Origin of the sequence: Pseudomonas citronellolis, assembly GCF_029335315.1 — a bacterium.
Taxonomy (GTDB): domain Bacteria; phylum Pseudomonadota; class Gammaproteobacteria; order Pseudomonadales; family Pseudomonadaceae; genus Pseudomonas; species Pseudomonas citronellolis_A.
On sequence record NZ_JARJLT010000027.1, the window covers coordinates 1 to 24,940 of the forward strand.

Consider the following 24,940-nt stretch of genomic DNA (forward strand, 5'->3'; position numbering starts at 1 on the left):
ACCCGCGCCGCCAGCCAGCCGCCGCCACGGCGCAAGGTGCGCACCGCCGCGCCACGGCCGACATCGGCGCCGCGCTGCGGGCGCGGCGGCCGCACCAGCAGCAGCCAGAGGGTCTGGATCGTGCCGCGCAGCAGGTCGCCGAGGGTCGGCCGCTTGCCCGCCAGCTGCGGGTAGAACTCCCGGCGATGGCGTAGCACCCGCTGCCACTGTGGCGAGTCCAGGCGCAGCAGCACCCAGGCCAGGGCCAGCGCGGCGCTGAGCACGGCGGCGGTGAAGCGCCGCGCGCCGCGCCGCCGGTAGTCGCGGTAGGAGCCCACCCGCGCGGCGTTCATCGCGCCGCGCCCCATTGCGCCATGCACCAGGTGGCCAGGCTGCGCACATCCTGGGCCGCCAGCGAGTCGCCGGCGTAGTAGCCCAGCGGGCTCTTCCAGGCCAGCGCGCCGGCCATCGCCTCGTCGCGGTGCACCACCTGCGGCGCCAGGCGCCCGTCCAGGCGCTCGCGCCAGAGCAGCAGGAGGTCGCGCTGCAACTGGCTGATCGGGTCGAAGCGGTTCAGCAGCAAGGGCCCCTCGCCCTCGCCTTCCAGGCTGAGCAGCGCATGGCAGGCCGCGTCCGCCTCGATCACCCGCAGGCGCCGCACCTCCTCGCCCAGCGCCGGCGCGCTCTGGCCCGGCAGCGCGGCCGGCAGGTCCAGCAGAATCCAGTCGAAGTGTCGGCGCAGCTGTTGCAGGCGCTGCGGCCAGAAGTCCGCAGCCGCCTGCACGCGCTGGTTCAGCGCGGCCAGTTCGACGCCGCCGAGGCGGCCGTGGGGCAGCAGGTAGAGTTCGCCGACCACCTGCAGCAACGGCTCGCTCCAGGCGCCGCCGTCCAGCTCGGCGCGAGCCCAGCCTTCGGGCGCCTCCAGCGCCAGGTTGCAATGCAGGCGCAGCAGGTTGCGCGGGCACAGGTCGAGCAGCAGCACGCGCTCGCCCAGCAGGCGCAGGGCGAAACCCAGCGCGGCTACCATCGAGGTGGTGCCGACGCCGCCGCGCAGACCGCTCAGCGCCAGTACCGTCATACGCGCTGCGCCTGCCGGTCGGCCTGGGCCTGACCGGGCCCGTGGGGGCCGGCGACGCCCTCGGTCTCGGCCAGCAGCGGCCAGCGCCGGCAGATCGCGTGCAGCTCCGACTCGCGGCTGATGTCGTGGTAATGCAGGCCCTCGTCGCCCAGCCGGGTTTTCAACTGGGCGATGTCGTCGCTGCGCCGCTGGCGGTCATCGGGTTCCATGCTTGCTCCTTGGCACTGTCATTTCGGATACGGCATCCACTGCGACTGCCCCTTGAGCCGCACGTAGGGCAGCCCCTGGTATTCCACCACCGCCGAATCGGAGTTCTCCGAGACCGCCGCGGTGCTCGGCAGGTCGTGGGTCAGTGCCGCCAGGTCGAGCGCCCCGCCCTGCTGGCCATAGAGCCGCGCGACCAGCTCGGAGAGCGCCAGGTAGCTGGCCGGGGTGGTGACGTGCAGCGGCCCCCGGTTGTTGTCCTCGCCCATGTTGATCAGCTTGATGCCCACCGGCACATGGGTGATCGAGCGCGACGGAATCTCGCGCATGCCGGAAATCTGCATGCGGTCGCCGTGCACCGCCGCGCCGTGCTCGGGCACCAGCACCAGGGCCACGCGCCGGCCGCTCTTGTGCAGCAGGTCGATGAAGCTTTCCATGTCGCCGAGGAAGGTCTTCGCGCGTTCCTGGAACGAGGCGCGCCGGGTGCTGCCGTCGGGGTTGGTGATGCGGTTGCCGTCGTGCAGGGTGATGGTGTTGTAGAACAGCGAGATCGCCGGCTTCTGCTCCTTCACCCGGTGTTCCCACCAGGCATGCAGCACGTCGAGGTCGCGGGCGATGTTGGCGCCGTCGTAGGCCTTGAGCGCGGCCGGGAAGTCGTCGCTGTCCATCAGCCGCTGCGGCAGGTGCTGGCCGGCGAGGAAGGTCAGGTATTTGCGGGTGATCGGGCCGTTGTGGTTGAGCATCAGCTCGGGGCTGTAGCCGAGCTTGGCGAGGTTGTCGAAGAGCATGCACTGCTCGTTCGCCGCCTCGTACAACTGCACGTGGCGCGGCTGCCCGCAGCTGGCGCGGAGCATGCGGATGGCCGCCGGGCCGCTGTAGGAGGTGGCCGAGTTGAAGTTGTCGAAGACGATGTTCATCCGCCGGAACAGCGCGTTGTCGCGCATGCCGGCGTCCTCTAGGTCGTCCCAGGCCAGCGAGCAGACGTTGAGCACCAGCAGGTCGAACGGCTCGCCCTTGTCGTTGCGTCCGGGGAAGCGCGTCATCTTGCCGGCCTGGTCGCGGTAGAACTGGTCGACGAAGGCGTCGATGGCGTTGCTCTCGGCCACCTGCCCGCCACCGGCCTGTGCCCCGTCGGCGCTGGCCACCTGCACCGGGCCGACGTTGAACGCCGGCAGCGCGCCGGCCAGGTACACCCACAGCAGCAGCGCCACGTTGAGCAGGGTCAGGCGCAGCCAGGGGGCGATAAACAGGTAGCCGAGGATCAGCGCGAAGACCACGCCGATCACGTCCCAGTTGACGAAGCGGCTGAGCAGGTCGGCCACGTATTCCCAGCTGAAGGCCAGCACCTCGGACTGCTCGAACAGCCGGCGGAACGGCGGGTACCAGGTGTCCTTGTAGAACAGCGCCACGCCCAGCGGCACCGCGATCACCTGACGCAGGCGCGGCAGCCAGACACCCGGCAGCGGCAGCAGCAGGCCGGTGGCGAACAGCAGGTTGAGCAAGGCGTGGAAGTCCAGCAGGCCCATCCACAGCAACATGAACTTGGCGAGGAAATACAGGTTCCACAGCCCCAGCTCGGGCCACTGCCATACCCGCCGCGAGGCCAAGGCTTCACTCATGCAGCGGCTCCTCGGGGTCTTCCTCTTCTTCGTTGCGGCGCACCTTGCGCCAACCACGCCCGACCAGGTGGCGCAGCGGCAACTGCCGGCGCAGCCACGGCGCCAGACGCTGGAGCACGGCGAACAGCAGCATCGCCGCCGGCGCGGTGAGCAGCGCGGTCAGGGCAATCACCCAGAGCAGCGCCTGCTGGGTCATGGCCGCGCTCCCAGGCTGGCCAGGCTCGCCGGCTGCGGCCGCAGGGCCTGGAACACCTCGTTGTCGGCCGCCGCGCGCTGCGGGTCGGTGGCCAGCGCCGGGGCCGTCGGGATGCTGTCGGACTGGAACTCGGCGCCGGGCAGCACGCTGTAGGGCGTGACCGTCTCGTAGCCGGCCAGCACCTCCTGCCACGGCAGGCGCAGCACGTTGCGCAACGCCGGCTCGATGGCCGAGGCACTGCAGGCGAACAGGAACAGGTACAGGCGCCCACCGGCGACGCAGGTGATATCGCCGTTGCGCCGCAGCACCAGCTCGGCCAGCACCTGCTCGGCGTCCAGCGCCGGCAGCGGTTGCAAGCGCAGCAACTGGTTGCGCACCTCGGTACCGGCGGTGTTATCGGTCATCTTCTTCACCGCTGCGGCGAAGGCCCGTGGCGACAGGCTGCCGCGCACCTCCAGCGGCCGCAGGCGCTGCAGCACCGCCGAGGGCTCGGCCGCCAGGTCGCGGCGCCAGCGGTGACCCTGGACCGAGCGCAGCAGGGTGAGGAAGCGCAGGAAAGGCGTGCCGGCCGGCACTATCAGGTTGGCGCCATTGGCCAGCAGCAGCTGTTCGTCGTTCTGCCGCAGGCTCGGCAGCATCTCCCGCACCACCAGCTTGAGCGAGCGCCCGCAGTGCTTGCGCAGGCGGTGCAGGTCGCCGGCCAGCGCCGGCACCTCGTCGCTGCTGCCGAGGGCGAAGACGACGGTGGCCACCTGCGCCTGCAGGGCCTCGTCGAGCAGCGCCTGGTCGTCGCCGAACACCTGCCATTGCGCGGTGGGCGGCGCTTCGCCGCCAAGGGCGTCGGCCTGGGCCAGCACCTGGCGCTGGTCGTCGGCGGTGGGTGGCGCGCTGTCCACCTCGGGGGCTTCCTCGGCGCGCAGGCCCTCGCCTTCGCGCGGCAGCAGGAAGTCGCGCGGGCCGTTGACCCCGGCCTCGTTGCTCCAGAAATGTTGCAGCAGGTGCCGTGCGCCCTGGGCGATGTAGATCTGCCCGACACCGGACACGCAGTCGTTGTAGCGCAGCAGCATGTCGAACAGCGCCGGCGGCGGCTGGTCGCCGACCACCAGCAGGGTGCTGCGCACCGCCGCCAGCCAGGCCTGGGCGCGGCGGCACCAGTTGGCCAGGGACTCGGCGACCATCTCGTCCCAGTCCTTGAGCGATACGCGGATCACCCAGAGCGCGTCGTCGCCGCCGCGTACCCGAGGCACATCCTTGTTCAGCGCCTGGATCAGTCGCACCGGCGGTCGCGGCTTCAGGTCGAACAGGCCGAGGCGGCCGGGGCCCTGGTTTTCGGGAATGCTCGCCACCAGTTCGCGCGCCGCGCCGGCAGCGTTCACCAGCACCGCGCGCGTCGCCACCGGCTGCGCGGCCAGCACCTGGCGGCACAGACGGTCGGCGGTTTCCTGCGTCTCGCAGGTCAGCCAGTAGAGGCCGCCGACGCGCATGCCGGCCTGTCTGTCGGGCAGGCCGGGCACGGCCAGGGTCGATGCGAACAAGTGGAGCCACCTCCCTGATGGCAGGCGCGTGAACGGAAGGTCCCTCGGCAGGCGCGCGCCCGGCGGGAAAACGAGTGCCACGCGCCCTGGGTGGAACGGGTCAACTCCACTGACTGTAGTTGTATTCCTAGGATTTGCCTGGGAAAAAACCTAGGAAAGCCCGTGCCAGAGGCCGCGCCGCTCGACGCCGGGGCCGGCGTCGTATACAAGCTGTGCAACCTTCAGACCGGAGCCCCCTGGATGCCCTCCGCCGCCGCTTCTTCGTTGCGCCCCTGGCTGGTGCGCTGGCTCTACGCCGCCGCCGTGGTCCACCTACTGGTCGGCCTGACGCTGACCTGGCTGGGCGACGCCACCGTCTTCGAGCCCTACCACCGTGGCATCGAGGCCGCCTTCGCCGGCGTGGCGCCGCCCTCGCGGCCGCTGCAGTTGTGGTGGATCGCCCTGTTCGGCGCCACCCTGCAGGCCTACGCGGTGTACCTGGGCGCGCTCACCTGGCTCGGCGCGCGCACCCGCCAGCCGGCGGCCTGGGCCTGGCTCGCGGCCGGCATCCTGTTGTGGGCGCCGCAGGACATCGCGGTGTCGCTGCAACGCGGCATCCACACGCACCTGTGGGTCGACCTGGGCGCCCTCGCCCTGCTCCTGCCGCCGCTGTTCTGGTTGTACCGCCACGACGCGCGGGGCTGAGCCTCAGGCGCTGGACTGCACCGCCATCAGCCGCGCGCGCTGGCGCAGCAGGTCGGCGTCCACGGCGTCCAGCGCGTCGATGAAGGCCACGGCGAAGGAGCCCGGCCCGCGACTCGCCGCCTCGGCGACCTCCGAGGCCACGGCGAAGTGCACGTGGGCGGCGGCCAGCGCGGTGAAGGCGTCCACCGCCACCGCCGCGTAGGCGCCGACCAGCGCGCCCAGGGCGCAGCCGGAAGCCGTCACCCGCGGCAGCCAGGCGCTTCCGCCGCCGATGCGCAACAGGCGCGGCACGGCGCTTTCGGCGGACTCGCCGACCCAGCCCAGCAGGTGGTCCACCGCCCCGGACGCGGACACCGCCTGGCAATGACGCAGCAGCTCCACCGCCGCCGGCACCGCGCGGGCCGGGTCGTCGGAGCTGTCGAAGCCCGGCGCGCCCTGCCCCAGCCCGGCCAGGCCGATGATCTCCGAGGCGTTGCCACGCACCACCGCCGGCCGCTGCTGCAGCAGCTCGGCGGCGACCCCGCCGCGCCACGGCAAACCGCCGGCGCCGATCGGGTCGAGCACCCAGGGTGTGCCGTGGGCGGCGGCCGCCCGCACCGCCTGGCGCATGCCCTCGACCTGGGCGCTGGTGGGCGTGCCCAGGTTGACCAGCACCGCCCCGGCCACCCGCGCGAAGCCGGCGGCCTCCTCCGGGTTGTCGACCATCGCCGGTGACGCCCCGGCGGCCAACAGCACGTTGGCCATGAAGTTCGCCGACACCACGTTGGTCAGGCACTGCACCAACGGCCGCGCGGCGCGCAGCTCAGCGTGGGCGGCGACGATGGAATCGAGGCTGGGCAGGAACCTGGCGGGTATTGCTGAAGGCATGGACGCTCCGGGAGCTGGGGGGGAATCGGCCTAATCTACCCGTTCCCGGCGCGCCCCGCAGCGTCCGTCACTGCCCGCCCGGCGTGGCCCCGGCGCCAGCGACCCCGGCTTCCACCTGGGTCGACATATAGTGCACGCCGGCCAGTACGCCGCTCTGGCCGTTGCCCATCAGCGCCAGCCAGTGCTGGTCGAAGGCCTCGTTGAGGTCCTTGCGCAGCTGCGCTTCCAGTTGCGGGCGGTCGCGGTCGCGGGAGAAGGCGGTGAAGCCGGTGCTGGCCAGCGACAGCGCGGCGCCGGCGACCTTGCCCACCGCCGAGGCGATGGCGCCCACCGCGCCGCTGACGGTGACCTCGTTCAGGAGTTTTTCGCTGGTGCGCTTGGCCACGGCGGAAACGCCGGTGTCCGGCGACTCCACGTCCACTCCGGTGCGCGCGCCGGTGTCGTGGATCTGCGCGATCAGCGCCTGGTAGGCCGGCAACTCCTGCGGCTTGCGCGCGCGCAGCAGCTGGTACAGCGAGGCGTCGCGGGCCGGCGGCGGGCCCAGGGCGATGACCGGGATGGCCTGCAGGCGCTGGTCCAGCTGCGCGCGGGGCACGCCCAGGCGTTCGGGCATCGCGTCGACCTCGCCGGCGAGGTTCTGCAGGTAGTAACGGGTGGCGGATTCCATCACGGCGTCGGGGTCGATCTGCTTGGCCACCGGGGCCAGCACGCGGCGCTGGTACTGCTCCTGGAGGTAGACCGCCAGGCGGTTCACCGCCGGCGACTTCTCGCTGTCGCCGAGCTTGTACCAGGCCACGCGGATGCCGAGGAACTGCTGGGTCCAGTAGCCGGAGAACCAGGGGATGAAGTCGCTGTCGGTGCGCTGGTAGACCAGGTCCATCCAGCTTTCCATGGCGTTCTGCGCGTATTCCTCGGCCTTGTCGCTGGCGGCCATGGAGGCGGCGGCCAGGTCGCGATCGACCTGCTCCCAGGTCGCCGGGGTCACCGGCGCCGGCGCGACCGGGGCCGGGTGCCGGCCGGCGCAGGCCGCCAGCGCGAGCAACGCCGCCAGCAGCAGGCAGCCCAGCGGCCACCTGGCCGCGCTCCCGGTTCGCCTGAGCATCCGACCGCCCTCCGACCCGGCGCCCGCCCGCACATCGGGCGCGCCACGGGTCTCTTCACCTTACCCCCGGTGAAGGGTGCTGGCCGGTGGTCCGGACGCGCGGCGGTCTCAAGGCCGGGTGCCGCGCGATTGAGATCCGCAGCGAGGTGTTCGCGAGCAAGCTCGCTCCTACAAGGGTGGAGCAGGTCGGTGGCTACGGTGCTTCGGGTTGGCGCCGCGCCCTCTCCCCAGCCCTCTCCCGCAAGCGTGAGAGGGAGTAGTTCGGTGTGCGTGGGAAGTCAGGCGTCATCCGGCCAGAGCGACCTTCTGCGGTTGCTTTTCGTAGGAGCGAGCTTGCTCGCGAACCGGGCCAGCAGCGGGTACGGTGATGGGCGACGGTTCAGTCGAAGGCCACCACGGCGCTGGGCAGCACGTCCAGGCGCGGGGCGAAGCTGCTCATGCGGGTGAACACGTCATTGTGGTGGGCGATGATCTGCTCGGCGCTCAGCACGCTGTCCATCGTGGTGTGGGCGTCCGCCGCCAGCACCACGTCGTAGCCCTCGGCCAGGGCGCGGCGCACCGTGGTGTCGACGCAGAAGTCGGTCTGCATGCCGCAGATCACCAGGCCGGTGATGCCGCGCTCGCGCAGCAGCGCGCCCAGCCCGGTGCCGTTGAACGAGTCCGGGGTGGTCTTGCGCACCCGCGCCTCGCCCTCCTCGGCATGCAGCGCCGGGGCCAGCTGCCAGCCGTCGCTGGCGTAGCGGAAGTCGCCCTCCGGCTCTTCGTGCTGGACGAAGATCACCGGCACGCCAAGGGCGCGGGCGCGTTCACTCAGGCTGTTGATGCGAGCGACCACGCCGGTGTGGTCGAAGCAGGCGTCGGCGCCGCCGCACAGGGCGTGCTGGACGTCGATGATGAGCAGTGCGATGGACATATCCTGGGCTCCCGTGCAGCGAAGGGGCCGACCTTAGCCCGCCCGCTCGCCCCTGGCCAGCCCCCGCGCGTCAGGACGGCAGGTGGTCGCGCATCGCCCCGGCCAGTTCGGCGGCGCCCAGTTCGCCCAGGCGCGTGGCGGTGCCGGCGGCGTCCTCGGCCTGCTTGTTCTGGCTGAGCTTGGACTTGCCGACGATGTCCTGGATTTCCACCTCGATGCCGACGATCTTCGCCAGCATCCCGGCGATGAACTCGGGCGTCGAGTCACTCATGCGCCAGGGCCTGGCTTCGTCGGCCTCGTGGGTGCGGGTCAGGCGCCCGACCAGGCCGCGAACGAAGCGCTCCTCGTCGATCACCCGCAGCGTACCGCGCACATGCACCACCTGGTAGTTCCAGGTCGGCACCTGCTCGTGGGTGCGGTGCTTGCTCGGGTACCAGTTCGGCGAGATGTAGTGCTCGGCGCCGCGGAACACCACCAGCACCTCGCTGCCGTCGGCGTGCTGCCACAGCGGGTTGGCCCGCGCCACGTGGGCGCGCAGCAGGCCGTGGGCGCCCTCTTCCGGCAGCAGCTCGAAGGGGATGTGGTCGGCGTCCAGCGCGCCGCCGCTGGCGTGCACCAGCGTGCCCAGCGGGTGGGCCTGGATCAGGCGGTGCAGCTCGTCGACGCGGGTCTCGCGGAAATGCTCGGGCAGGTACATGCCACTCTCCGGGGGAAATTCAGTGGCCCATGATGCGCGGGAATTGGCCTTCCAGAAAGAGCCATTCAAGCCCCGTTCACCAGGACCAATTCCCCTCGAACGCCTTCGAAGACGACATCCGGCACGCTTTCTGGCATGGCATTGAGATAAGGCAGTCTTGCCCCGTCGATCAGCGTCTACGCTTGGCACAGGCTCAAGACCGCCCCTCTTACCCCCACTTGGCAGGAGCCGGGAGAACCCCATGGGAGCACTGCAACCCGAAGACACCCGCACCGCGACAGCCAGCGCTGGCCACTGGTACCGCAAGAGCGTGCAACAGACCATGGCCGACCTGCAGACCAGCGCCGACGGCCTCGCCCCCGAGGACGCCAAGGCCCGCCTGCTGCGCTACGGCGCCAACGCCTTGCCGGCCAAGGCCGCCGACCCGGCCTGGCTGCGCTTCGCCCGCCACTTCAACGACGTGCTCATCTACATCCTCCTGGCCGCCGCGGTCGCCACCGCGCTGATGGGCCACTGGACCGACACCCTGGTGATCCTGCTGGTGGCGGTGATCAACGCCTCCATCGGCTTCTTCCAGGAGAACAAGGCCGAGAAATCCCTCGCCGCCCTGCGCGGCATGCTCAGCAGCACCGCCCACGTGGTGCGCAACGGGCAGAAGATGGAGATCGACGCCAGCGAGCTGGTGCCCGGCGACATCATCGCCCTGCGCCCCGGCGACAAGCTGCCCGCCGACGTGCGCCTGTTCGATATCCACCACCTGCAGGTGGAAGAATCGATGCTCACCGGTGAATCGCTCACCGTGGCCAAGCAGAGCGACGCCATCGAGCAGGAGGCTCTGCTGGCCGACCGCACCAACCTCGGCTTCTCCGGCACCAACGTCAGTTCCGGCAACGCCAAGGGCGTGGTGATCGAGACCGGCGCGGCCACCGAGCTGGGCAAGATCAACCGGATGATCGCCACCGTCGACGAGAACGAGACCCCGCTGCTGCGGCAGATCGCCCAGCTCGGCAAGCGCATCTTCCAGCTGATCATCGGCATGATGGTGGTGTTGTTCATCATCGGCTTCTTCTGGCACGACTACCCGTTCGGCGAGCTGCTGCTGTCGCTGATCAGCCTGGCCGTGGCCTCGGTACCCGAGGGCCTGCCGGCGATCGTCTCGATCATCCTGTCCCTCGGCGTGCAGCGCATGGCGCGCAACAAGGCGATCATCCGCAAGCTGCCGACCGTGGAAACCCTGGGCGCCATGAGCGTGATCTGCTCGGACAAGACCGGCACCCTGACCATGAACGAGATGACGGTGAAGAGCGTGCTCAGCGCCGACACCATCTTCAACGTCGAGGGCCAGAGCTACGAGCCCAAGGGCCGCATCACCCTGGCCGGCGCCACCGAGGCGCTGGACTGGAGCGCCCACGCCAACCTCGCGGCCTTCATCCGCGCCGTCGACATCTGCAACGACAGCACCCTGCAACGCAACGACGAAGGGCGCTGGAGCGTGGTCGGCGGGCCCACCGAAGGCGCCCTCAAGGTGCTGGCGCGCAAGGCCGCGCTGGACGAGGTGGACGTGCGCCGCTTCGGCAAGATTCCCTTCGACTCCGCCTACAAGTACATGGCCCGGCGCTGCGACGTCGACGGCGAAAGCCTGGTGTACCTGAAGGGCGCGCCCGACGTGCTGCTGCGCATGTGCCAGCAGCAGCTGGGCGCCACCGGCCCCGAGCCGCTGGACCGCGCGTACTGGGAGCGCGAGATGAGCCTGGTGGCCAGCCAGGGCCTGCGCATGCTCGCCGCCGCCTACCGGCCCACGCCCGGCGCCGGCCCGGAGATCGACCATGAGGACCTGAACCAGGGCATGATCTTCCTCGGCGTCGCCGGCCTGATGGACCCGCCGCGCCCCGAGGCCATCGACGCCATCGCCATGTGCCGGCAGGCCGGCATCCAGGTGAAGATGATCACCGGCGACCACCCCGACACCGCCGTCGCCATCGCCGGCATGCTCGGCATGGGCAAGGACCTGCGGGCCATGACCGGGCAGGAACTGGAGCAGGCCGACGACGCCCAGCTCAAGAGCCTGTCCATGCAGTACTCGGTGTTCGCCCGCACCAGCCCCGAGCACAAGCTGCGCCTGGTCCGCGCCCTGCAGGCCAACGAGCAGGTGGTGGGCATGACCGGCGACGGGGTCAACGACGCCCCGGCGCTGAAACAGGCCGACGTCGGCATCGCCATGGGCATCAAGGGCACCGAGGTGACCAAGGAAGCCGCCGACATGGTGCTCACCGACGACAACTTCTCCACCATCGCCAACGCGGTGCGCGAAGGTCGCCGGGTGTACGACAACCTGAAGAAAACCGTGCTGTTCATCCTGCCGACCAACCTGGCGCAGGGGCTGATCATCGTCCTGGCGATCCTCGCCGGCACCGTGGTGCCGCTGTCGCCGCTGCAGATCCTGTGGATGAACATGGCCACCTCCACCACCCTGTCCTTCGCCCTGGCCTTCGAGCCCGGCGAGCCGGGAATGATGCGCAGGGCGCCACGCAACGCGCGCGAGTCGATCCTCAACGCCTTCACCGTGTGGCGCGTGGTGTTCGTCGGCGGCCTGCTCGCGGGGGCGGCCTTCGCGGTGGAGGCCTGGATGATCGCCAACGGCCAGGACACCGACCACATCCGCACCATGATCCTGCACACCCTGGTCACCGCGCAGTGGGCCTACATGTTCAACTGCCGCCTGCAGGACCAGTTCTCGCTGAACAGCGCGCTGCTGCGCAACGTGGCGCTGCTCACCGTGACCCTGGCGCTGGTGCTGCTGCAGTGCTTCGTGATCTACGTGCCCTTCATGCAGACGGCCTTCCACACCGTGGCCCTGCCCTTCAGCAGCTGGCTGCTGGCCCTGGGCATCGGCGTGCTGGTGTTCCTCGCCGTGGAGCTGGAGAAACTCATCATCCGCCGCTGGAAAGCCAGCCGCGGCTGAGTCGCGGCAATCCCCGAACCCCGCCCGGAGCCCCTCCGGGCGGGGTTTTTGCTGCCTGGCGCAGAGCCCCGCTCAGCGCCGCCCGGCCACCGGTTCGCCTTCGGGGCGCGGCCTGTAGAACAGGAAGTGCTCGGTCTGCGCGGTGCGCAGGTATTCCCGCGCCCAGGCCGGCGCGACGTGGCGGTCGTGGAAGTACAGGGCGCCGCCGGTGCGGTCGCGCAGCTGGCGGTTCAGTGCCTTGCGCGCGACATCGCGGGAGACGTCGTAGCGCTGCTCCTCCACCACCTGGTCGGAACGGCCGTCGCACCACCAGGAGAACTGGCAGCTCTTCTTCTCCGAGCCCTGCTTGACCACCGCACACACGGTCTTCGGGAACGCCTTGCTGGCCAGCCGGTTCATCACCACGCTGGCCACCGCCTCCATGTCCGCCCGCGAGGCGCCCTTGGCCTCCCAGTAGATCGAACGCGACAGGCAGGTGATGGGGTCGTCCAGCGGCGCCGCGCCGGCCGGGTCCACCGCCTGTACCTCGCTGGGAGTGATGGGCGCGACCTTGGCCGGGGCCGCGGCGCCCTTGTCGGCCGCCTGCTCTTCGAGCACCTCGGCCTTGTTCTGCGCCGCTTCGGCCTTCTGCTCGGTCGAGGCGGCGTCTGCCTGGCCACCGAGCAGCAGCGCGGTGGCGCATACCAGTACTGTCATCCAGCGCATGATCGACCTCGCCTCAGCGCGCCCTCGGCGCCGTGGCCAGCCCCGAGGGGACGCCACGGCCTTTCGCGGCAACGCCCGGCCGGCGGCCGGCTCCGCTTGAGGCAATAGACTGCGAGGGCCGTCGAAACATTCCGCTTATTTTCGCTACAGGCCACGGTTGGCGGGGCCTGCAGCGTCTAGGCAGGGCTTTCCGGTCGAGAGCTAGGCGAGAAACGCGCGCACCGCCGCGAGCACGTCCTCGGCCTTTTCCCGGTGCGGAACGTGGCCGCAGGCAGACAGCAGCTGCATCGCCGCCGGGCCGCCGGCCAGGGTGACGAAACGCTCCGGGTGCAGCGCCGAGCCGAACTCGTCGCGCTCGCCGTGCAGGCTCAGCAGCGGGCAGCGCAGGCGCGCCAGCTCGGCGTCGAGGTTCCAGGTAGCGAAGGCCGCCGACAGCCAGGTGTCGACCCAGGCGCGCAGCACCCAGTGGGCCTTGTCGCCGTGGTAGCGGGCCAGGCGCTCCAGTTGGCCGGGCGCGGCGAAATCCCGCTCGGCGGCGCGGATGCCGTCCAGGGTGCGCTCCTCGGCGAAGGCCTGGGCCGACTCCAGCACCAGCGCCTCGCAGGCCTCGCCAAAGGCGGCGGCGCAGCCCACGGCCATGCCGCCGCCGACGCTGTGGCCGAAGGCGACGAAACGCCCGATACCCAGCTGCTCGCGCAGCGCGGCGAAACCTTCATGCGCCTCTTCGGTGACGAAGCCGGGCCCCAGCAAACCCGGATGCGCGGCGGAACGGCCGAAGCCCAGGCGGTCGTAGGCGATCACTTCGCGCCCGGTGGCCCGCGCCAGCTGTTCGGGGAAGTCGCGCCACAACGCCACGCAGCCCAGCGAGTCGTGGAACAGCACGATGGGCGCGCCCTCCCCGGCCAGCTCCGGGCTCCAGCGTTGGCTGAAGAGCCGGCCGAGGGGCGTGTCGATCCAGTGTTCGCGGGTGCTGACTGCCAGCATGGGGTGGTTTCCTTCAAGGACTGCGGGGACGTCTCGCCCGCCCTTCAGCGGATGCCGAAGGACGGGCGGACCCCGCCACTCTACTGCCCGGCGCGCGCCGGCGCACCCCGGTGCAGCGGCGAACGCACTCAGTCGGTGGCGGTCTTGAAGGTGGTCCAGGCGCGCATCCGCGCGCGCATGTCGCGCTGCGGGATGTCCTTGCCCGGAATCAGCCGCGCGTAGGTGGCCGCGTCGACGTAGATGTCCGGGTTGTTGCGCATGTCTTCCGCCACCAGCGGGCGCGCCGCGGCGCTGGAGGTGGGGTAGCCGGTGGCGCTGCTGATCGCCGCCATGTTCGGCGCGCGCATGATGAAGTTGATCAGCGCGTAAGCGTAGTCCGGGTGGCGGGCGTCGGCGGGGATGGCCATGGTGTCCATCCACACCGTGGTGCCCTCGCGCGGGATGCGGTACTGGAAGCGCAGCGGCTTGCCGGCCTCGTCGGCGGCGCGCTGGGCCTGGATCATGTCGCCGCTGTAGCCCAGCGACAGGCAGATGTCGCCGTTCACCAGCTGCGTCACCGGCTGCGACTGGAACTTGCGGATGTACGGTTTGATGCCCTTGAGCAGCGTCACCGCCGCCGCCAGGTCGTCGGGGTTGCCGCTGCGCGGGTCGCGGCCGAGGTAGTGCAGCACCACGGCGAGCACCTCGTCCGGCGAGTCGATCATCGAGATGCCGCAGTCGGCGAACTTCGCCGCCAGTTCCGGCTTGAAGATCAGGTCCAGGCTGTTCACCGGCGCGTTGGCCATGCGCTTGTCGATCTGCGCCTGGTTGTAGGTCAGGCCGATGCTGCCCCAGGTGTAGGGCACGGTGGCGTGCCGCGAGTACGGGTACTGGGCGTGCAGGTTGCGCAGGCCCGGCTCGATCTCGTCGAGGTGCTCCAGGCGCGCCGGGTCGAGCTTCTGCAGGGCGCCGGCGCGCATCAGCCGCTCGGCCACGGTGTCGCCGGGGAAGATCAGGTCGTAGCCGCTGTTGCCGGAGAGCATCTTGGCCTCCAGCGTCTCGCTGCTGTCCATCACGTCGTAGATGACCCGGATGCCGGTCTCGCGGGTGAAGTTGGCGAGGGTGTCCGGGGCGAAGTAGTCGGCCCAGTTGTACAGGCGCAGGACCTTCTCCTCGGCCCGCGCGGCGAACTGCGCGCAGGCCAGGCCAAGGCCCAGGGCGACCACCAGGGTTTTGCGTAGGCTATTCATCTTCAGGCTCCCTGGCGTTGCCAGTGGCTGTGCGGGTGGTGGCCGTCGAGGCCGAGCAGCGGGCCGTACATCTCCGGCCGGCGGTCGCGGTAGACGCCCCAGGCCAGGCGCTCCTCGCGCATGGCGGCGAGGTCGAGGGTGGCCAGCTGCACGCCCGTCGAATCGCGGTCGGCCTCGGCCAGCAGCGCGCCCTTGTGGTCGGTGATGAACGACGAGCCGTAGAAGCGCATGCGCAGCGCCGGGTCGCTGTCGGCCACCTCCTCGCCCACGCGGTTGGCGGCGAGCAGCGGGACGATGTTGGCCGCCGCGTGGCCGCGCTGGGTCAGCTGCCAGTGGTCGCGCGAATCCAGCGCCGCGGCGCCGGGCTCGGAGCCGATGGCGGTGGGATACAGCAGCACCTCCGCGCCCATCAGCGCCAGGCAACGCGCCGTCTCGGGGAACCACTGGTCCCAGCAGATACCGGCGCCGACGCGCCCGTAGGCGGTGTCCCAGACGCGGAAGCCGGTGTCGCCGGGGCTGAAGTACTCCTTCTCCTGGTAGCCGATGGCGTTGGGGATGTGGGTCTTGCGGTACACCCCGAGCAGGCGGCCGTCGGCGTCGGCCATCGCCAGCGAGTTGAAGCGCGCGTTGCCGGCGCGCTCGAACCAGCTCAGTGGCAGCACCACGCCCAGCTCCCGCGCCAGGTCGGCGAAGCGCGCGAGCACGCGGCTGTGGCGGAACTCCTCGGCCAGGGCGAGGTGCTTGTGGTCCTGCTCGATGCAGAAGTACGGGGTGGCGAACAGCTCCTGCAGCAGGATCAGCTGCGCCCCCCTGGCGGCGGCCTCGCGCACCAGGGCTTCGGCGCGGTCGAGGTTGGCTTCCAGGTTCCAGCTGCAGGCGAACTGCGTGGTGGCGACGGTCAGCCGGCTCATGCCTTGGCCTCCAGCGGCCAGGCCGGCTGCTGCTGGGTGATGCAGTGCACGCCACCGCCGCCGTGGGCCAGCTGGTTGATGCGCACCGGCACCACCTCGCGGCCGGGGAAGGCGCGGCGCAGGGTGGCGGCGGCCTCGTCGTCGGCGGCGATGCCGTAGGCCGGCATGATCACCGCGCCGTTGGCCAGGTAGAAGTTGGTGTAGGAAGCGCAGAACACCTCGGCGTCCCGGTCCACCGCCTCGCTGGCCTCGAACAGTTCGAGCATCTCGAAGCGCCGGCCGTGGGCATCGGTGGCCAGCTCCAGGGCGCGGCGGTTCTCCCGCGCCACCTCGGCGTACACCGAGCCGCTGTCGCGGGTGGCGTCCACCAGCAGCGCGCCGGGGCGAGCGAAGGCGCACACGCCGTCGACGTGGCCGTCGGTCATGTCGCCGGTGACGTAGTCCGGGTCGCCGGGCAGCCAGATGGTCTTCTTCACCCCCAGCAGGTGGGCGAAGATTTCCTCGATCTCGGCCTTGCCCAGGCCGGGGTTGCGGTTGCCGTTGAGCAGCACCGACTCGGTGGTGATCAGTGTGCCCTCGCCGTCCACATGGATGGCCCCGCCTTCGTTGACCAGCGCCGCCGGGAAGCATTCCAGGCCCAGGCTGTCGAGCACGCGGCGGCCGAGGGTGGCGTCCAGGCCATGGGCCGATTTGCCGCCCCAGGCGTTGAAGCGCCAGCTGACGCCGGCCACGCCCAGGGTCGGGTGGCAGACGAAGCTGGGGCCGGAATCGCGGCACCAGCTGTCATCGATTTCCAGCTCGACCAGCTCGACGTTGGGCCCGCACAGCTCGCGGGCGCGCTGCCGCGCCGACGGGGCGACCACCAGCTTCACCGGCTCGAAGCGGGCGATGGCGTTGGCCACCCGGGCGAAGTCCACCTGCACGTCCTCCAGGGTCACCCGCCAGCCCGCCTCCCACAGCGCACGGTTGTGCGGGAAGGCCATCCAGGTTGCGGCGTGGGGCGCCCATTCCGCGGGCATGAACCAGCCGCTCTGCGTTTCGTTGAAATGCATACAGGTTTCCTTTCATTAAGTTTTATTAATCACTGGAAACCGCGGCCGCGGTGGTGGAAACCATGCTATGCCTGGGAAAACCGGCGAACAAACGATAGATTTTGCGCACTACTGATCAGACAGGCTTATCAGCCATGCTCAAACACTGGCCCCCGCTCAACGCCCTGCGCGGCTTCGAAGCCGCCGCCCGCCTCGGCAGCTTCCACAAGGCCGCCGAGGAACTGCACCTCACCCAATCGGCCATCAGCCAGCAGATCCGCAGCCTGGAAGGCTTCCTCGAGCAGCCGCTGTTCCACCGCAGCGGCCGCAGCGTGGCGCTGACCGACGCCGGCTTCGACCTGCTCAGCACCACCCAGTCGCTGCTGCAACAACTGGCCGTGGGCATCCGCCGCCTCGACCAGTACCGCAAGCCCAACCAGCTGGTGCTCAACACCACCCCGGCGTTCGCCCGCCACTGGCTGCTGCCGCGCCTGGCGGACTTCCACCGGCGCCACCCGCAGGTCGACCTCTGGCTGTTCACCACCGACGAGACGCCCGACCTGACCAGCCAGACCATCGACATCGCCGTGCGCGACGACCTCAGCGCCCAGGCCGAGTGCAACTACCGCGTGCTGCTGGAAGACCGCCTCTATCCGGCCTGTCACCCGTCCCTGCTGGAACGCCCGGCGAACGAGCGTGGCACCCTGCACGGCGAGCGCGAAATGGACTGGAGCCACTGGCAGTTGCAGGGCGGCGCCGACGTCGGCCAGCGCAGCCAGGGCCTGAACTTCTCCGACCCCGGCCTGTTGCTGGACGCCGCCAGCCAGGGCCTGGGCGTCGCCCTGGTCAGCCAGCTGCTGGCCGCCGACGCCCGCGAACGCGGCCTGCTGGTTCCGCTGGCCGAGCAGAGCGTGCGCGGCCCGAACTGGAGCTGGCTGGTGCATCGCGATAACGACGACGACCCGCTCACCCGCGGCTTCTGCGCCTGGTTGCTGGAAGCGCTGGCGGTGGGCTGACGGAACGCGCCCGCTGGTCTGGTGCGGAAAATCGGGGCTTTACAGAAATACTGTATGTTCATACAGTATTTCTCACGAACCCTGTCAGCCCGGTCCGAGGACCGCAGGAGCCCCGCCATGCACGCCGACACCTACCAGCAGCTCAGCACCCGCGTAAACGCCCTGATCGCCGCGCACGACGTGCGCCAGCGCCCCGGCCTGACCCTGCAGCGCGACCCCGGCGACGACGCCGGCGCCTGGAATCGCCTGCTCAAGGACCTGCGCGGCACCGACAACCTCACCGTGCTGCCGCTGCGCGACGGCGCCGTGCGCCTGGCCTGGCACTGCTGGCTGGACTGAGCGGCGCTCAGCGCCGGCGGCGCAGCCACTCGTCGACCACCTCGCCCATGGTCGCCGGCGCGCCGCTGCGCACCCAGGCCATGAACGCCCGGTCGAAACGAAAGCCCTCGCCGCACTGCTCGCGGAGGAAGCGGCGGACGTTCTGGGTGTTGCGATAACCCGCGTCGAGCGCGGTCTCGCGGGTGATCGGCTGGCTGTGCCAATCGAAGCTCATGGGCGCTCCTTCCGCGTGAATGATCAGCCCGCGCCCAGCCGCAGCGCGTCGTCGACGAAGCTGCGCAGCAGGCGGGTCGCCTCCGGCGTCTCGCGCAGGCCATCCAGCAGGCCCTGCGGGTCGCGCTGCTCGCGCCGCAGCGTATCGGCGCGACGGCGGATGCAGGCGGCCAGCAGCTCCGGGGTGAACTCCGGGTGGAACTGGGTGGAGAGCGCGTTGCGCCCGTAGCGCACCACCTGGTGCGGGTCATGGTCGGAACGCGCCAGCACCACGGCGCCCGGCGGCAGTTCGAGCACCGTCTGCTCGTGGGTCAGGTGCGCGACGAAACGCGCCGGCCACTGGCCGAGCAGCGGGTCGTCCTCGGCGGCGGGCAGCAGGTGCACCGTCTCGCAGCCCAGCTCGCGCCCGGCCGGGTGGTAATCCACCCGCCCGCCCAGGGCGTGGGCCATCAGCTGGTGCCCGTAGCAGACGCCGAACAGCGGCATGTCGATCGCCATCGCCTCGCGAATCCACTGCGCGGTCGCCTCGCTCCAGGGCAGGCGCTCGCTGACCATCGCCCAGGACCCGGTGATGATCGCCACGCAGCCGGCGTCCGGCGCCGGCAAGGGCTCGCCGTCGAACACCCGAACCACCCGCAGCGCCTCGGGCGCCAGGCCCAGGGCGGTACGGAACCAGTGTGGAAGGTCGCCGAACGCGGCGCGGATATCCTCGGGCGGGGTGCCGACCTGGAGGATGAGCAAGGCGGGTGAAGTCAAGGCGCGGTCCGGTTGTGCGGGGAAAGGCCCAAGCCTGCCAGGATGCGCGAGGCGTTCCAAGCCCATCGAGGCAGCCGCTTCTTTTAGATCGCCAAGGAATTAATAAATGAAAATTCAATATTTATGGTTCTAAACCGGACACCGCTAGGCTAGCCCCATCCGAACCGCCGTCCCCAGGAGTCGCCATGGACCGCACCGACAACGTCATCGACCTCGCTCGCTACCGTAACCGCCGCCAGGCGCGGCGCCTGGCCGAGCTGATGTGGGCGATGTACGCGAGCCGCGCCGGCCTCGGCGCCGCGCAGTGGGTACAGCAGCAGCGCGACAACGGCATCCGCGAGGCCTGACATGGGCCTGCCGCTCTCCACCGACGACAGCGCGGAGGGTTTCGAGGTCGCCCCGGCGGCCGAGGACCCCATCGGCGAGCGCGTCGCCCGCAACCTGCTGCGCCTGCGCGGCAAACGCAACCTCTCGCTCGACGGGCTCGCGCGGCTGTCCGGGGTGAGCCGGGCGATGCTCGCGCAGATCGAATCCGGGCGCAGCGTTCCCTCGATCAAGGTGCTGTGCAAGATCGCCCAGGGCCTGAAAGTCTCGGTGGCGGCCTTCCTCGACGACCGCGCCTTCGACGGCGTGGCGCTGCTGCCGGCGCGCGAGAGCAAGCGCCTGGTCAGCGGCGACGGCGCCTTCGTCAGCCGCGCGCTGTTCCCCTTCGACGTCTCGCGCCAGGTGGAATTCTACGAACTGCGCCTGGCCGGCCTGGCCATCGAGGAATCCGCCGGCCACGCCCCCGGCACCCAGGAAAACCTGGTGGTGGCCCAGGGCGTGCTGGAGATCGCGGTCAACCAGGAACGCTTCCTGCTCGGCACCGGCGACTCCATCCTGTTCTACGCCGACCAGCCGCACAGCTACCGCAACCCGGCCGACAGCGAAGCCGTGGCCTACCTGGTGACCACCTACCCCGAACGCCTGGACTGAGCCCGGCGCAAAAAACAAAGGCCCGGCGGGTTTCCCCGTCGGGCCTGTTCATTTCAGCGCCGCGCTCAGCAGGTGCAGCACATCATCGGCATGCCGTTGCAGCTCATCATCATCGGCATCCCGCATTCCATCATCTTGTTCATCAGCATGCAGCAGTTCTTGAACATCTCCATGTTCATGCCCTGCATCGGCATCATCTTGCACATCATGGCGTCGCCCTGCATGGAGCACTCCATCATGCACTTCATCGACGGCATGGGCATGCCCATCATCATCATCGGCATCATGTTGTTCATCATGCCCATCATCGGCATCATCGCCATGCCCGACTGGGACATGCACATCATCGACATGTTGCCGCAGTGCATCATCATCGGCATGCCGCAGTTCATCATCATCGCCATCATCTCGGCGCTGTTGCGGAACATCGCCGCATCCATGCCCATGGCCGGCATCATCTTGCACATCATGCCGTCGGCCTGCATTTCGCAGGTCATGGTCGCCATCATCATCGGCATGCCCATCATCGGCATCATCGGATTGGCGTTCATCGGCATCTGCATGGCGTTCATCATCGTTGGCGCTCCCTGAATCGATTGGAATGAATCACTGCGAATGGAGCCGATTCTAGGGCCGCGCCCGGGCCCGGCAAGCTGCCGGCCGAGCGCCGGAATGCTTCGCGCCGCACCGGAAATTCACGCTGTGGTGGCATCGATTTCCGCTATCGCGGCGTGATTTCCGCGATAGCGAAAAGCATCGATTTCATGACGGCGGAATCGCCGCGATGAATATCACTTCCGGTTATTTGCAAATAACCGTAGTGAATAAACAATCTAAGTCGCCGGCAGCTTTCCCGAAGCCCGCCCGCCGCCGCGCCGGAAACGCCGCGCGGCGACGGAACAGCGGGCCGCGCCGCGACTCAGCGCAGCGCCAGGCCCAGCACCTGCTCGGTGCTGAGAATGGCGCCGAAGGTGTCGTCGATGCTGGCCAGGGTGGCACGGTGCAAGGTGGCGTGATCCACCCCGGCGCCGCTGTCGATATCGCGGGTGGCGCAGGCGTCGTCGACCACCACCACCTCATAGCCCAGCGGCGAGGCGTCACGCGCGGCGCCGGCCACGCAGGCGTGGGTCATCAGGCCAGCGATGACCAGGGTGTCGATACCGGCGGCGCGCAGGCGCTGGTCGAGGTCGGTGGTGGGAAACACGCTGACCGAGGTCTTGCGCACCACCTCATGCGTCGGCCCCGGCTGCAGGTCGCGATGGAAATCGCCGCCGACACTGCCCTCGGCGAAGATCGGGCTGTCCGGCGCATCCACATGCTGCACATGGAAGACCTTGATCCCGGCACGGTCGGCGTGGTCCACCAGCCGCCGGGTATTGCGCAGCGCCCGCTCGCCCTCCGGCAACGGCAGCCGCCCGCTGAAGTACTCATTCTGGAAATCAATGACCAGCAGCGCGCTACGCGCCGGGTCCAGACGGGTCGGCGCGGTGGCGCCGCCCAGGGCGCGAAGAGTCGGGTGATTCATGGAGCGTCCTCGTTGGGAATTGGCTTCAATGCGCTTCCCGCATGCGCCGGGAAGAACGCCTAGCTTCCCCCAGCGCCGCCCAGGACGACAGCGCGTGGCGAGACAAGAAACGCTGGATTCGGGCCAATTCCGGATTGGGCATTTGGATGAGGGGTAGGAGCAACAGCCTTACGCGTAGACCCCAATCCGCCATTCCCGCGAACGTGGGACGCGGCTCCATCGCGAACAGCGCTTGCGCTGGCCCGAAGGGGAATAACCCAGTGCCTCCCCCTTTGCACCAACAAATTACTGAACAAGTAACTCTCTTGCCAGCTTTAAAGATTCCAAAAAACCATCCAATGGAACTCGCAAGATGGAATCTTTTAGATCAGCAAACACCTCAAGCTCAAGACTATCAACCCCCACATCTTTATTTACCTGCGCAACTGGCTCTCCTTTGTACCGAATCTCTGCAGTTAAATTTTTATAGCGCGAATCGCTATATCGAACAATTTCAAAATCAGGGTTGCTTTCAAGTATTTTCATTTTAATCACTTAATCCACAAACCCAGAGAACGACCCATCACTATTATAGCGAAGCCCTCGGCCATCGGGGCTCGAATCTCAAGGCCTCCCCGCCCCAAATTTGTGAATGTTGATTTAGGATTATCAAGGGGAAAATGGGACATATTTATTTTTCGCGCTCTAACCCCGACAACTGATCAGCCTTAGAGTAGATAAAATAAATCCGTCCCCTTTTCGGTGCTTGTATCAGGCGGAGCATGAGCGGAGGCGATTCGGGAGGTAAATCGCCTAGGCAACAAAAATCCCAGCTCATTGGCTGGATTTTTTATTGGTGGGATCGTATTAGCCCAGAAAGAAACCTTCAGGGAACAGACTCTTAAGCTCAGCTCTTTTCTGTGCAAATAGCTGGAAGTCACGAACGATATCTTGAATGTCTTCCGTGACTCTCACCAAGTACCCATCGCCGATCTTTTCAATCGGGAAACCGGCCTTGGCGATCCGCTCAGCATCGAACTTCTCAGCAAATTCATCGCCATAGAACATGGCCCAGCCGGCGTTAGGCACATCCGGTTTTAGCGCCGCATTGAACGAGCCAATCTGAAAGCTATCATTCACCATATGCGGTTCAAGTTCCGGTTCAGTGAAGTAGTGCAACATGCCGAGCTGGGGCGGGAAGATTTCACACCAGACTTTGAATAGCTGATACCAATCCACCTTGTCGCTAAAAATAGAGTTCAGAAATATATCTGCCGGCACAATCTGATTTCGAATATTTCGAGACATATGGCAGATGCGCCCAGAGCACTTAACAGACTTTTTTCTCTTCCAAGCAAAATCGAGAAAGAAATCCGAAAGACTTCCATTAGCACGTATAGATGTCTTTTCTGCCCAGAGCCTTTCAGCTTGGCTCTTACCTTCAAAAGGTTCAGTTATCTTGTCCGCATTGTGAGAAATATACTCCGGCGCAAGTAGGCCACCATTCAAACATAAAGATTCGAGTAGCTGACTGCCAACATCCCAGCCAACCGTTCCCATCTTGGTTCTTACTGCAATCTGAATATATGGCTTCATGATATTAAAATCTCGTCAGCTCGCCAGTGGCTGGGTCGTATCTATAAACATTGACAAAAGGGGACAGATTTATTTATTGCACTCTAATTCTGACCAGCCGATCAGCTTTAGGGTAGGAAAAATAAATCTGCCCCCTTTTTGGCCTAGGCATATCAGCAAGCCTTCTATACCCCATCCAGTACATTTGCATGAGATTGCCATGCCTAGGCTTGCCAGCTGGAGTCTAGCGAGATCCGAAATTAGAGTAGGAAAAATAAATCCGCCCCCTTTTCGCTTGTCCCCTTTTCGCCCCTTTTCATCGCAAATTTTCAATCATTTATCCGAGCCACCGTAACAATAAAAACATCATGAACTAAAGCCTCACCAGCAATAAACTTCGCAGCAGATTTATTATTCTCACCTGCACTAACTTCATCGATAAAGCAATCCACCCCATCCCAAATGCAGTCCAAGCGCGCTTCAAACCCAGGATTATGCCAAATTCCGCCCTCAATCCGAGAAATAAAAAAACCGTGGCTTCTAGCCTGCTCACATACGGATATAGCCGCACCTGGGGTCATTTTCATAACCACAGTCCCGTCTAGTAAAAAAAACTCATCAGCAGATTCATATCGCCTTAATGAGTCGACCTTCATAGCCTCACCTCCAATTTATTCTACTATCAGGAATCCAACCCGGGTCATTTCTCCCACTAATCTGCACAACCTCTTTCGTTCGGTCATTGACTACCACATACCCTTCCTTTGAACCATATACCGACGCAGAGTCGTTTCTAGGCAACCCATCTGGAGTTTTAGAGGCTGAACGTTTATCAACGGCTGTGCCAATCACTCCTGCCTGTACAACCGCACGGATATCTTGCTCGGTCCATCCTCGCTCAGTAATCTGGCTGCTAATCTTAGTATCAATAACAATCTCTGCAGAACCTGAATCACCGTCCGTATTAGCTGAGCTATGAACAACTCCCAACCCTGCGACCGGATCTCCCGATGTCGTCGTACTCCACCCGCCCTGCTCATCAATCCGGCTCCCTCCCGTGCTACTCGGCAGTTCAACCTTACCCCCGGCACCATACCCAGCACTCCCCGGATCCCATACAACGGTGCCACTCCCCGGATTTGTCAGCGGAGAATTGTCCGGCTGGAAGATCGGCAGCGACGTCCACGTGGGCAACAGCAAGTTCACGATCTCTCGAGCGAGAAGTAGCTTCGTGGAATCGCCGATACTGGTGCCAGAGGTCCAGCCTGGGGCTTGAGACGTTGGATCGAGTCCATCGCCTCCCCCCGCTCCTCCGCTCTGCTGGTTCTGCCCGGCGCTCATGATCAGGGCTTCAGCCAGCAACGAAACCAGGCCGCTCACCCCAGGTTTTGCCGAGCACGCTGCCGATGGTGCTGGCGCGGGTTTCCTCGCTGTGGCTGGTCTGGGTCGCCTTGAGGCTGCTGGAGCCGAGGGTGAAGCCGATCCCGCCGCTGCTCAGCACGCCGGATTTCTTCTTCGATTCGGCGTGGCTGGTTTCGGAGGTTTCCGTGGCGCCGTCGATCAGCACGTTGCGCCCGGCCAGCAGGCTGGTGCCGTGGGTGGAGGCCACGTCGCTGGCGCTGACGCCGATGTCCTGGCCGGCGCGGATGGGCGAGCCGGGATTTGGCAACGCATGCGTTGCCCCGGCGAGCGACCCGCCAAGGATGGCGGGGCCGGGCTATCAGGATTGCGCAGAAGTTACGACAGGGATGTCTGCACCCTCCATTTCTTGGAACTCCAATGGAGGCGATAAGACACCGGCCTACGATGTCAGTTAGCGATACAAGTTTTTAAAGATCTGTCCATAAATAATCCACAAAAAACCAC

At 67.4% G+C, this 24,940-nt stretch carries 29 protein-coding genes and 1 pseudogene; 6 read left to right on the forward strand and 24 right to left on the reverse strand.

Annotation, left to right across the window (positions count from 1 at the left end):
• From bcsA to bcsE, 6 genes and pseudogenes are all read right to left on the reverse strand, one after another.
• Positions 1-332, reverse strand: a pseudogene (gene bcsA, locus P3W75_RS01675) (UDP-forming cellulose synthase catalytic subunit); the annotation flags it as partial.
• Entirely contained in the window at positions 329-1,057 is a 729-nt protein-coding gene (bcsQ, locus tag P3W75_RS01680; RefSeq protein WP_276225631.1) for a cellulose biosynthesis protein BcsQ, read from the reverse strand. The pseudogene bcsA and the gene bcsQ, both read right to left, overlap by 4 nt.
• Complete coding sequence (gene bcsR, locus P3W75_RS01685; protein WP_276225632.1) at positions 1,054-1,266, reverse strand: cellulose biosynthesis protein BcsR; 213 nt, start codon at positions 1,264-1,266, stop codon at positions 1,054-1,056. The genes bcsQ and bcsR overlap by 4 nt, the downstream gene beginning before the upstream one ends.
• Before the next feature lie 18 nt (positions 1,267-1,284).
• A complete protein-coding gene (bcsG, locus tag P3W75_RS01690; protein ID WP_276225633.1) occupies positions 1,285-2,880 on the reverse strand; it encodes a cellulose biosynthesis protein BcsG in 1,596 nt (531 codons plus the stop codon).
• Complete coding sequence (locus tag P3W75_RS01695; protein WP_276225634.1) at positions 2,873-3,076, reverse strand: hypothetical protein; 204 nt, start codon at positions 3,074-3,076, stop codon at positions 2,873-2,875. Before P3W75_RS01695 ends, bcsG begins: the two co-directional genes overlap by 8 nt.
• Positions 3,073-4,611 (reverse strand): cellulose biosynthesis protein BcsE, encoded by a 1,539-nt coding sequence (gene bcsE / locus P3W75_RS01700; RefSeq protein ID WP_276225635.1) that lies wholly within the window; start codon positions 4,609-4,611, stop codon positions 3,073-3,075. Before bcsE ends, P3W75_RS01695 begins: the two co-directional genes overlap by 4 nt.
• A gap of 240 nt (positions 4,612-4,851) precedes the next feature.
• Here bcsE and P3W75_RS01705 point away from each other — a divergent pair, with 240 nt between their 5' ends.
• Positions 4,852-5,295, forward strand: a complete 444-nt coding sequence (locus tag P3W75_RS01705) for a hypothetical protein (RefSeq protein WP_276225636.1) — start codon at positions 4,852-4,854, stop codon at positions 5,293-5,295.
• A gap of 3 nt (positions 5,296-5,298) precedes the next feature.
• Here P3W75_RS01705 and thiM read toward each other — a convergent pair whose 3' ends face one another.
• The 4 genes from thiM to P3W75_RS01725 all read right to left on the reverse strand — a co-directional run bounded on the left by thiM (position 5,299) and on the right by P3W75_RS01725 (position 8,874).
• Positions 5,299-6,162, reverse strand: coding sequence for a hydroxyethylthiazole kinase (gene thiM, locus P3W75_RS01710; protein ID WP_276225637.1), 864 nt, complete (start codon positions 6,160-6,162; stop codon positions 5,299-5,301).
• Between the two features lie 67 nt (positions 6,163-6,229).
• Positions 6,230-7,264 carry a hypothetical protein gene (locus tag P3W75_RS01715; protein WP_276225638.1) on the reverse strand — a complete coding sequence of 345 codons (1,035 nt, stop codon included), beginning with the start codon at positions 7,262-7,264 and terminating at the stop codon, positions 6,230-6,232.
• Positions 7,265-7,643: 379 nt separating this feature from the next.
• A complete protein-coding gene (locus tag P3W75_RS01720) occupies positions 7,644-8,177 on the reverse strand; it encodes a cysteine hydrolase family protein (protein WP_276225639.1) in 534 nt (177 codons plus the stop codon).
• Between the two features lie 70 nt (positions 8,178-8,247).
• Complete coding sequence (locus P3W75_RS01725; RefSeq protein ID WP_276225640.1) at positions 8,248-8,874, reverse strand: FMN-binding negative transcriptional regulator; 627 nt, start codon at positions 8,872-8,874, stop codon at positions 8,248-8,250.
• Positions 8,875-9,115: 241 nt separating this feature from the next.
• Between P3W75_RS01725 and P3W75_RS01730 the strand changes: the two genes are divergently transcribed.
• A complete protein-coding gene (locus P3W75_RS01730; RefSeq protein ID WP_276225641.1) occupies positions 9,116-11,836 on the forward strand; it encodes a cation-transporting P-type ATPase in 2,721 nt (906 codons plus the stop codon).
• 72 nt (positions 11,837-11,908) lie between these two features.
• On the opposite strand, the gene P3W75_RS01735 is transcribed toward P3W75_RS01730, so the two are convergent.
• The 5 genes from P3W75_RS01735 to P3W75_RS01755 form a co-directional block, all read right to left on the reverse strand.
• A complete protein-coding gene (locus P3W75_RS01735) occupies positions 11,909-12,541 on the reverse strand; it encodes a cell wall hydrolase (protein WP_276225642.1) in 633 nt (210 codons plus the stop codon).
• A 201-nt stretch (positions 12,542-12,742) separates the two neighbouring features.
• On the reverse strand, positions 12,743-13,525 hold the full coding sequence (locus tag P3W75_RS01740; protein ID WP_276225643.1) for an alpha/beta fold hydrolase: 783 nt from the start codon (positions 13,523-13,525) through the stop codon (positions 12,743-12,745).
• 128 nt (positions 13,526-13,653) lie between these two features.
• Positions 13,654-14,754: an extracellular solute-binding protein gene (locus P3W75_RS01745; protein WP_276225644.1), complete on the reverse strand. Its 1,101-nt coding sequence runs from the start codon at positions 14,752-14,754 to the stop codon at positions 13,654-13,656.
• A 2-nt stretch (positions 14,755-14,756) separates the two neighbouring features.
• Positions 14,757-15,665, reverse strand: a complete 909-nt coding sequence (gene aguB / locus P3W75_RS01750; protein ID WP_276225645.1) for an N-carbamoylputrescine amidase — start codon at positions 15,663-15,665, stop codon at positions 14,757-14,759.
• Positions 15,662-16,717, reverse strand: coding sequence for an agmatine deiminase family protein (locus P3W75_RS01755; protein ID WP_276225646.1), 1,056 nt, complete (start codon positions 16,715-16,717; stop codon positions 15,662-15,664). The genes aguB and P3W75_RS01755 overlap by 4 nt, the downstream gene beginning before the upstream one ends.
• A 134-nt stretch (positions 16,718-16,851) precedes the next feature.
• On the opposite strand from P3W75_RS01755, the gene P3W75_RS01760 reads away from it, so the two are divergent.
• Positions 16,852-17,712 carry a LysR substrate-binding domain-containing protein gene (locus P3W75_RS01760; RefSeq protein WP_276225647.1) on the forward strand — a complete coding sequence of 287 codons (861 nt, stop codon included), beginning with the start codon at positions 16,852-16,854 and terminating at the stop codon, positions 17,710-17,712.
• A gap of 117 nt (positions 17,713-17,829) precedes the next feature.
• Positions 17,830-18,051: a DUF1654 domain-containing protein gene (locus P3W75_RS01765; RefSeq protein WP_276225648.1), complete on the forward strand. Its 222-nt coding sequence runs from the start codon at positions 17,830-17,832 to the stop codon at positions 18,049-18,051.
• A 7-nt stretch (positions 18,052-18,058) separates the two neighbouring features.
• Here the strand turns inward: P3W75_RS01765 and P3W75_RS01770 are convergent, their stop codons facing one another.
• Together P3W75_RS01770 and P3W75_RS01775 are read right to left on the reverse strand one after the other, a co-directional pair.
• Positions 18,059-18,265 carry a DUF6434 domain-containing protein gene (locus tag P3W75_RS01770; RefSeq protein ID WP_276225649.1) on the reverse strand — a complete coding sequence of 69 codons (207 nt, stop codon included), beginning with the start codon at positions 18,263-18,265 and terminating at the stop codon, positions 18,059-18,061.
• 23 nt (positions 18,266-18,288) lie between these two features.
• Entirely contained in the window at positions 18,289-19,020 is a 732-nt protein-coding gene (locus P3W75_RS01775) for a glutamine amidotransferase (RefSeq protein WP_276225650.1), read from the reverse strand.
• 185 nt (positions 19,021-19,205) lie between these two features.
• Here P3W75_RS01775 and P3W75_RS01780 point away from each other — a divergent pair, with 185 nt between their 5' ends.
• Positions 19,206-19,367, forward strand: coding sequence for a hypothetical protein (locus tag P3W75_RS01780; protein ID WP_276225651.1), 162 nt, complete (start codon positions 19,206-19,208; stop codon positions 19,365-19,367).
• Position 19,368: 1 nt separating this feature from the next.
• Positions 19,369-19,995: a helix-turn-helix domain-containing protein gene (locus tag P3W75_RS01785; protein WP_276225652.1), complete on the forward strand. Its 627-nt coding sequence runs from the start codon at positions 19,369-19,371 to the stop codon at positions 19,993-19,995.
• Positions 19,996-20,060: 65 nt separating this feature from the next.
• Here P3W75_RS01785 and P3W75_RS01790 read toward each other — a convergent pair whose 3' ends face one another.
• The 7 genes from P3W75_RS01790 to P3W75_RS01815 form a co-directional block, all read right to left on the reverse strand.
• Positions 20,061-20,570 (reverse strand): hypothetical protein, encoded by a 510-nt coding sequence (locus P3W75_RS01790; RefSeq protein WP_276225653.1) that lies wholly within the window; start codon positions 20,568-20,570, stop codon positions 20,061-20,063.
• 344 nt (positions 20,571-20,914) lie between these two features.
• The gene (locus P3W75_RS01795) at positions 20,915-21,520 is read right to left on the reverse strand and encodes a cysteine hydrolase family protein (protein WP_276225654.1); all 606 of its coding nucleotides are present in this window, start codon (positions 21,518-21,520) and stop codon (positions 20,915-20,917) included.
• Positions 21,521-21,805: 285 nt separating this feature from the next.
• Entirely contained in the window at positions 21,806-22,045 is a 240-nt protein-coding gene (locus tag P3W75_RS01800) for a hypothetical protein (RefSeq protein ID WP_276225655.1), read from the reverse strand.
• Positions 22,046-22,366: 321 nt separating this feature from the next.
• Positions 22,367-23,095: a hypothetical protein gene (locus P3W75_RS01805; protein ID WP_276225656.1), complete on the reverse strand. Its 729-nt coding sequence runs from the start codon at positions 23,093-23,095 to the stop codon at positions 22,367-22,369.
• Between the two features lie 308 nt (positions 23,096-23,403).
• A complete protein-coding gene (locus P3W75_RS01810) occupies positions 23,404-23,730 on the reverse strand; it encodes a colicin immunity protein (protein WP_276225657.1) in 327 nt (108 codons plus the stop codon).
• A 4-nt stretch (positions 23,731-23,734) separates the two neighbouring features.
• A complete protein-coding gene (locus P3W75_RS31865) occupies positions 23,735-24,415 on the reverse strand; it encodes a colicin E5-related ribonuclease (RefSeq protein ID WP_430765327.1) in 681 nt (226 codons plus the stop codon).
• 10 nt (positions 24,416-24,425) lie between these two features.
• Positions 24,426-24,743, reverse strand: a complete 318-nt coding sequence (locus P3W75_RS01815) for a hypothetical protein (protein ID WP_276225658.1) — start codon at positions 24,741-24,743, stop codon at positions 24,426-24,428.
• Positions 24,744-24,940: the final 197 nt, after the last annotated feature.

Bases quoted from the DNA above. Each gene is read 5' to 3' on its own strand.
- bcsQ (WP_276225631.1), bottom strand. From the start codon at position 1,057: ATGACGGTACTGGCGCTGAGCGGTCTGCGCGGCGGCGTCGGCACCACC.
- bcsR (WP_276225632.1), bottom strand. From the start codon at position 1,266: ATGGAACCCGATGACCGCCAGCGGCGCAGCGACGACATCGCCCAGTTG.
- bcsG (WP_276225633.1), bottom strand. From the start codon at position 2,880: ATGAGTGAAGCCTTGGCCTCGCGGCGGGTATGGCAGTGGCCCGAGCTG.
- P3W75_RS01695 (WP_276225634.1), bottom strand. From the start codon at position 3,076: ATGACCCAGCAGGCGCTGCTCTGGGTGATTGCCCTGACCGCGCTGCTC.
- P3W75_RS01705 (WP_276225636.1), top strand. From the start codon at position 4,852: ATGCCCTCCGCCGCCGCTTCTTCGTTGCGCCCCTGGCTGGTGCGCTGG.
- thiM (WP_276225637.1), bottom strand. From the start codon at position 6,162: ATGCCTTCAGCAATACCCGCCAGGTTCCTGCCCAGCCTCGATTCCATC.
- P3W75_RS01715 (WP_276225638.1), bottom strand. From the start codon at position 7,264: ATGCTCAGGCGAACCGGGAGCGCGGCCAGGTGGCCGCTGGGCTGCCTG.
- P3W75_RS01720 (WP_276225639.1), bottom strand. From the start codon at position 8,177: ATGTCCATCGCACTGCTCATCATCGACGTCCAGCACGCCCTGTGCGGC.
- P3W75_RS01725 (WP_276225640.1), bottom strand. From the start codon at position 8,874: ATGTACCTGCCCGAGCATTTCCGCGAGACCCGCGTCGACGAGCTGCAC.
- P3W75_RS01730 (WP_276225641.1), top strand. From the start codon at position 9,116: ATGGGAGCACTGCAACCCGAAGACACCCGCACCGCGACAGCCAGCGCT.
- P3W75_RS01735 (WP_276225642.1), bottom strand. From the start codon at position 12,541: ATGCGCTGGATGACAGTACTGGTATGCGCCACCGCGCTGCTGCTCGGT.
- P3W75_RS01740 (WP_276225643.1), bottom strand. From the start codon at position 13,525: ATGCTGGCAGTCAGCACCCGCGAACACTGGATCGACACGCCCCTCGGC.
- P3W75_RS01745 (WP_276225644.1), bottom strand. From the start codon at position 14,754: ATGAATAGCCTACGCAAAACCCTGGTGGTCGCCCTGGGCCTTGGCCTG.
- aguB (WP_276225645.1), bottom strand. From the start codon at position 15,665: ATGAGCCGGCTGACCGTCGCCACCACGCAGTTCGCCTGCAGCTGGAAC.
- P3W75_RS01755 (WP_276225646.1), bottom strand. From the start codon at position 16,717: ATGCATTTCAACGAAACGCAGAGCGGCTGGTTCATGCCCGCGGAATGG.
- P3W75_RS01760 (WP_276225647.1), top strand. From the start codon at position 16,852: ATGCTCAAACACTGGCCCCCGCTCAACGCCCTGCGCGGCTTCGAAGCC.
- P3W75_RS01765 (WP_276225648.1), top strand. From the start codon at position 17,830: ATGCACGCCGACACCTACCAGCAGCTCAGCACCCGCGTAAACGCCCTG.
- P3W75_RS01770 (WP_276225649.1), bottom strand. From the start codon at position 18,265: ATGAGCTTCGATTGGCACAGCCAGCCGATCACCCGCGAGACCGCGCTC.
- P3W75_RS01780 (WP_276225651.1), top strand. From the start codon at position 19,206: ATGGACCGCACCGACAACGTCATCGACCTCGCTCGCTACCGTAACCGC.
- P3W75_RS01785 (WP_276225652.1), top strand. From the start codon at position 19,369: ATGGGCCTGCCGCTCTCCACCGACGACAGCGCGGAGGGTTTCGAGGTC.
- P3W75_RS01790 (WP_276225653.1), bottom strand. From the start codon at position 20,570: ATGATGAACGCCATGCAGATGCCGATGAACGCCAATCCGATGATGCCG.
- P3W75_RS01795 (WP_276225654.1), bottom strand. From the start codon at position 21,520: ATGAATCACCCGACTCTTCGCGCCCTGGGCGGCGCCACCGCGCCGACC.
- P3W75_RS01800 (WP_276225655.1), bottom strand. From the start codon at position 22,045: ATGAAAATACTTGAAAGCAACCCTGATTTTGAAATTGTTCGATATAGC.
- P3W75_RS01805 (WP_276225656.1), bottom strand. From the start codon at position 23,095: ATGAAGCCATATATTCAGATTGCAGTAAGAACCAAGATGGGAACGGTT.
- P3W75_RS01810 (WP_276225657.1), bottom strand. From the start codon at position 23,730: ATGAAGGTCGACTCATTAAGGCGATATGAATCTGCTGATGAGTTTTTT.
- P3W75_RS31865 (WP_430765327.1), bottom strand. From the start codon at position 24,415: ATGAGCGCCGGGCAGAACCAGCAGAGCGGAGGAGCGGGGGGAGGCGAT.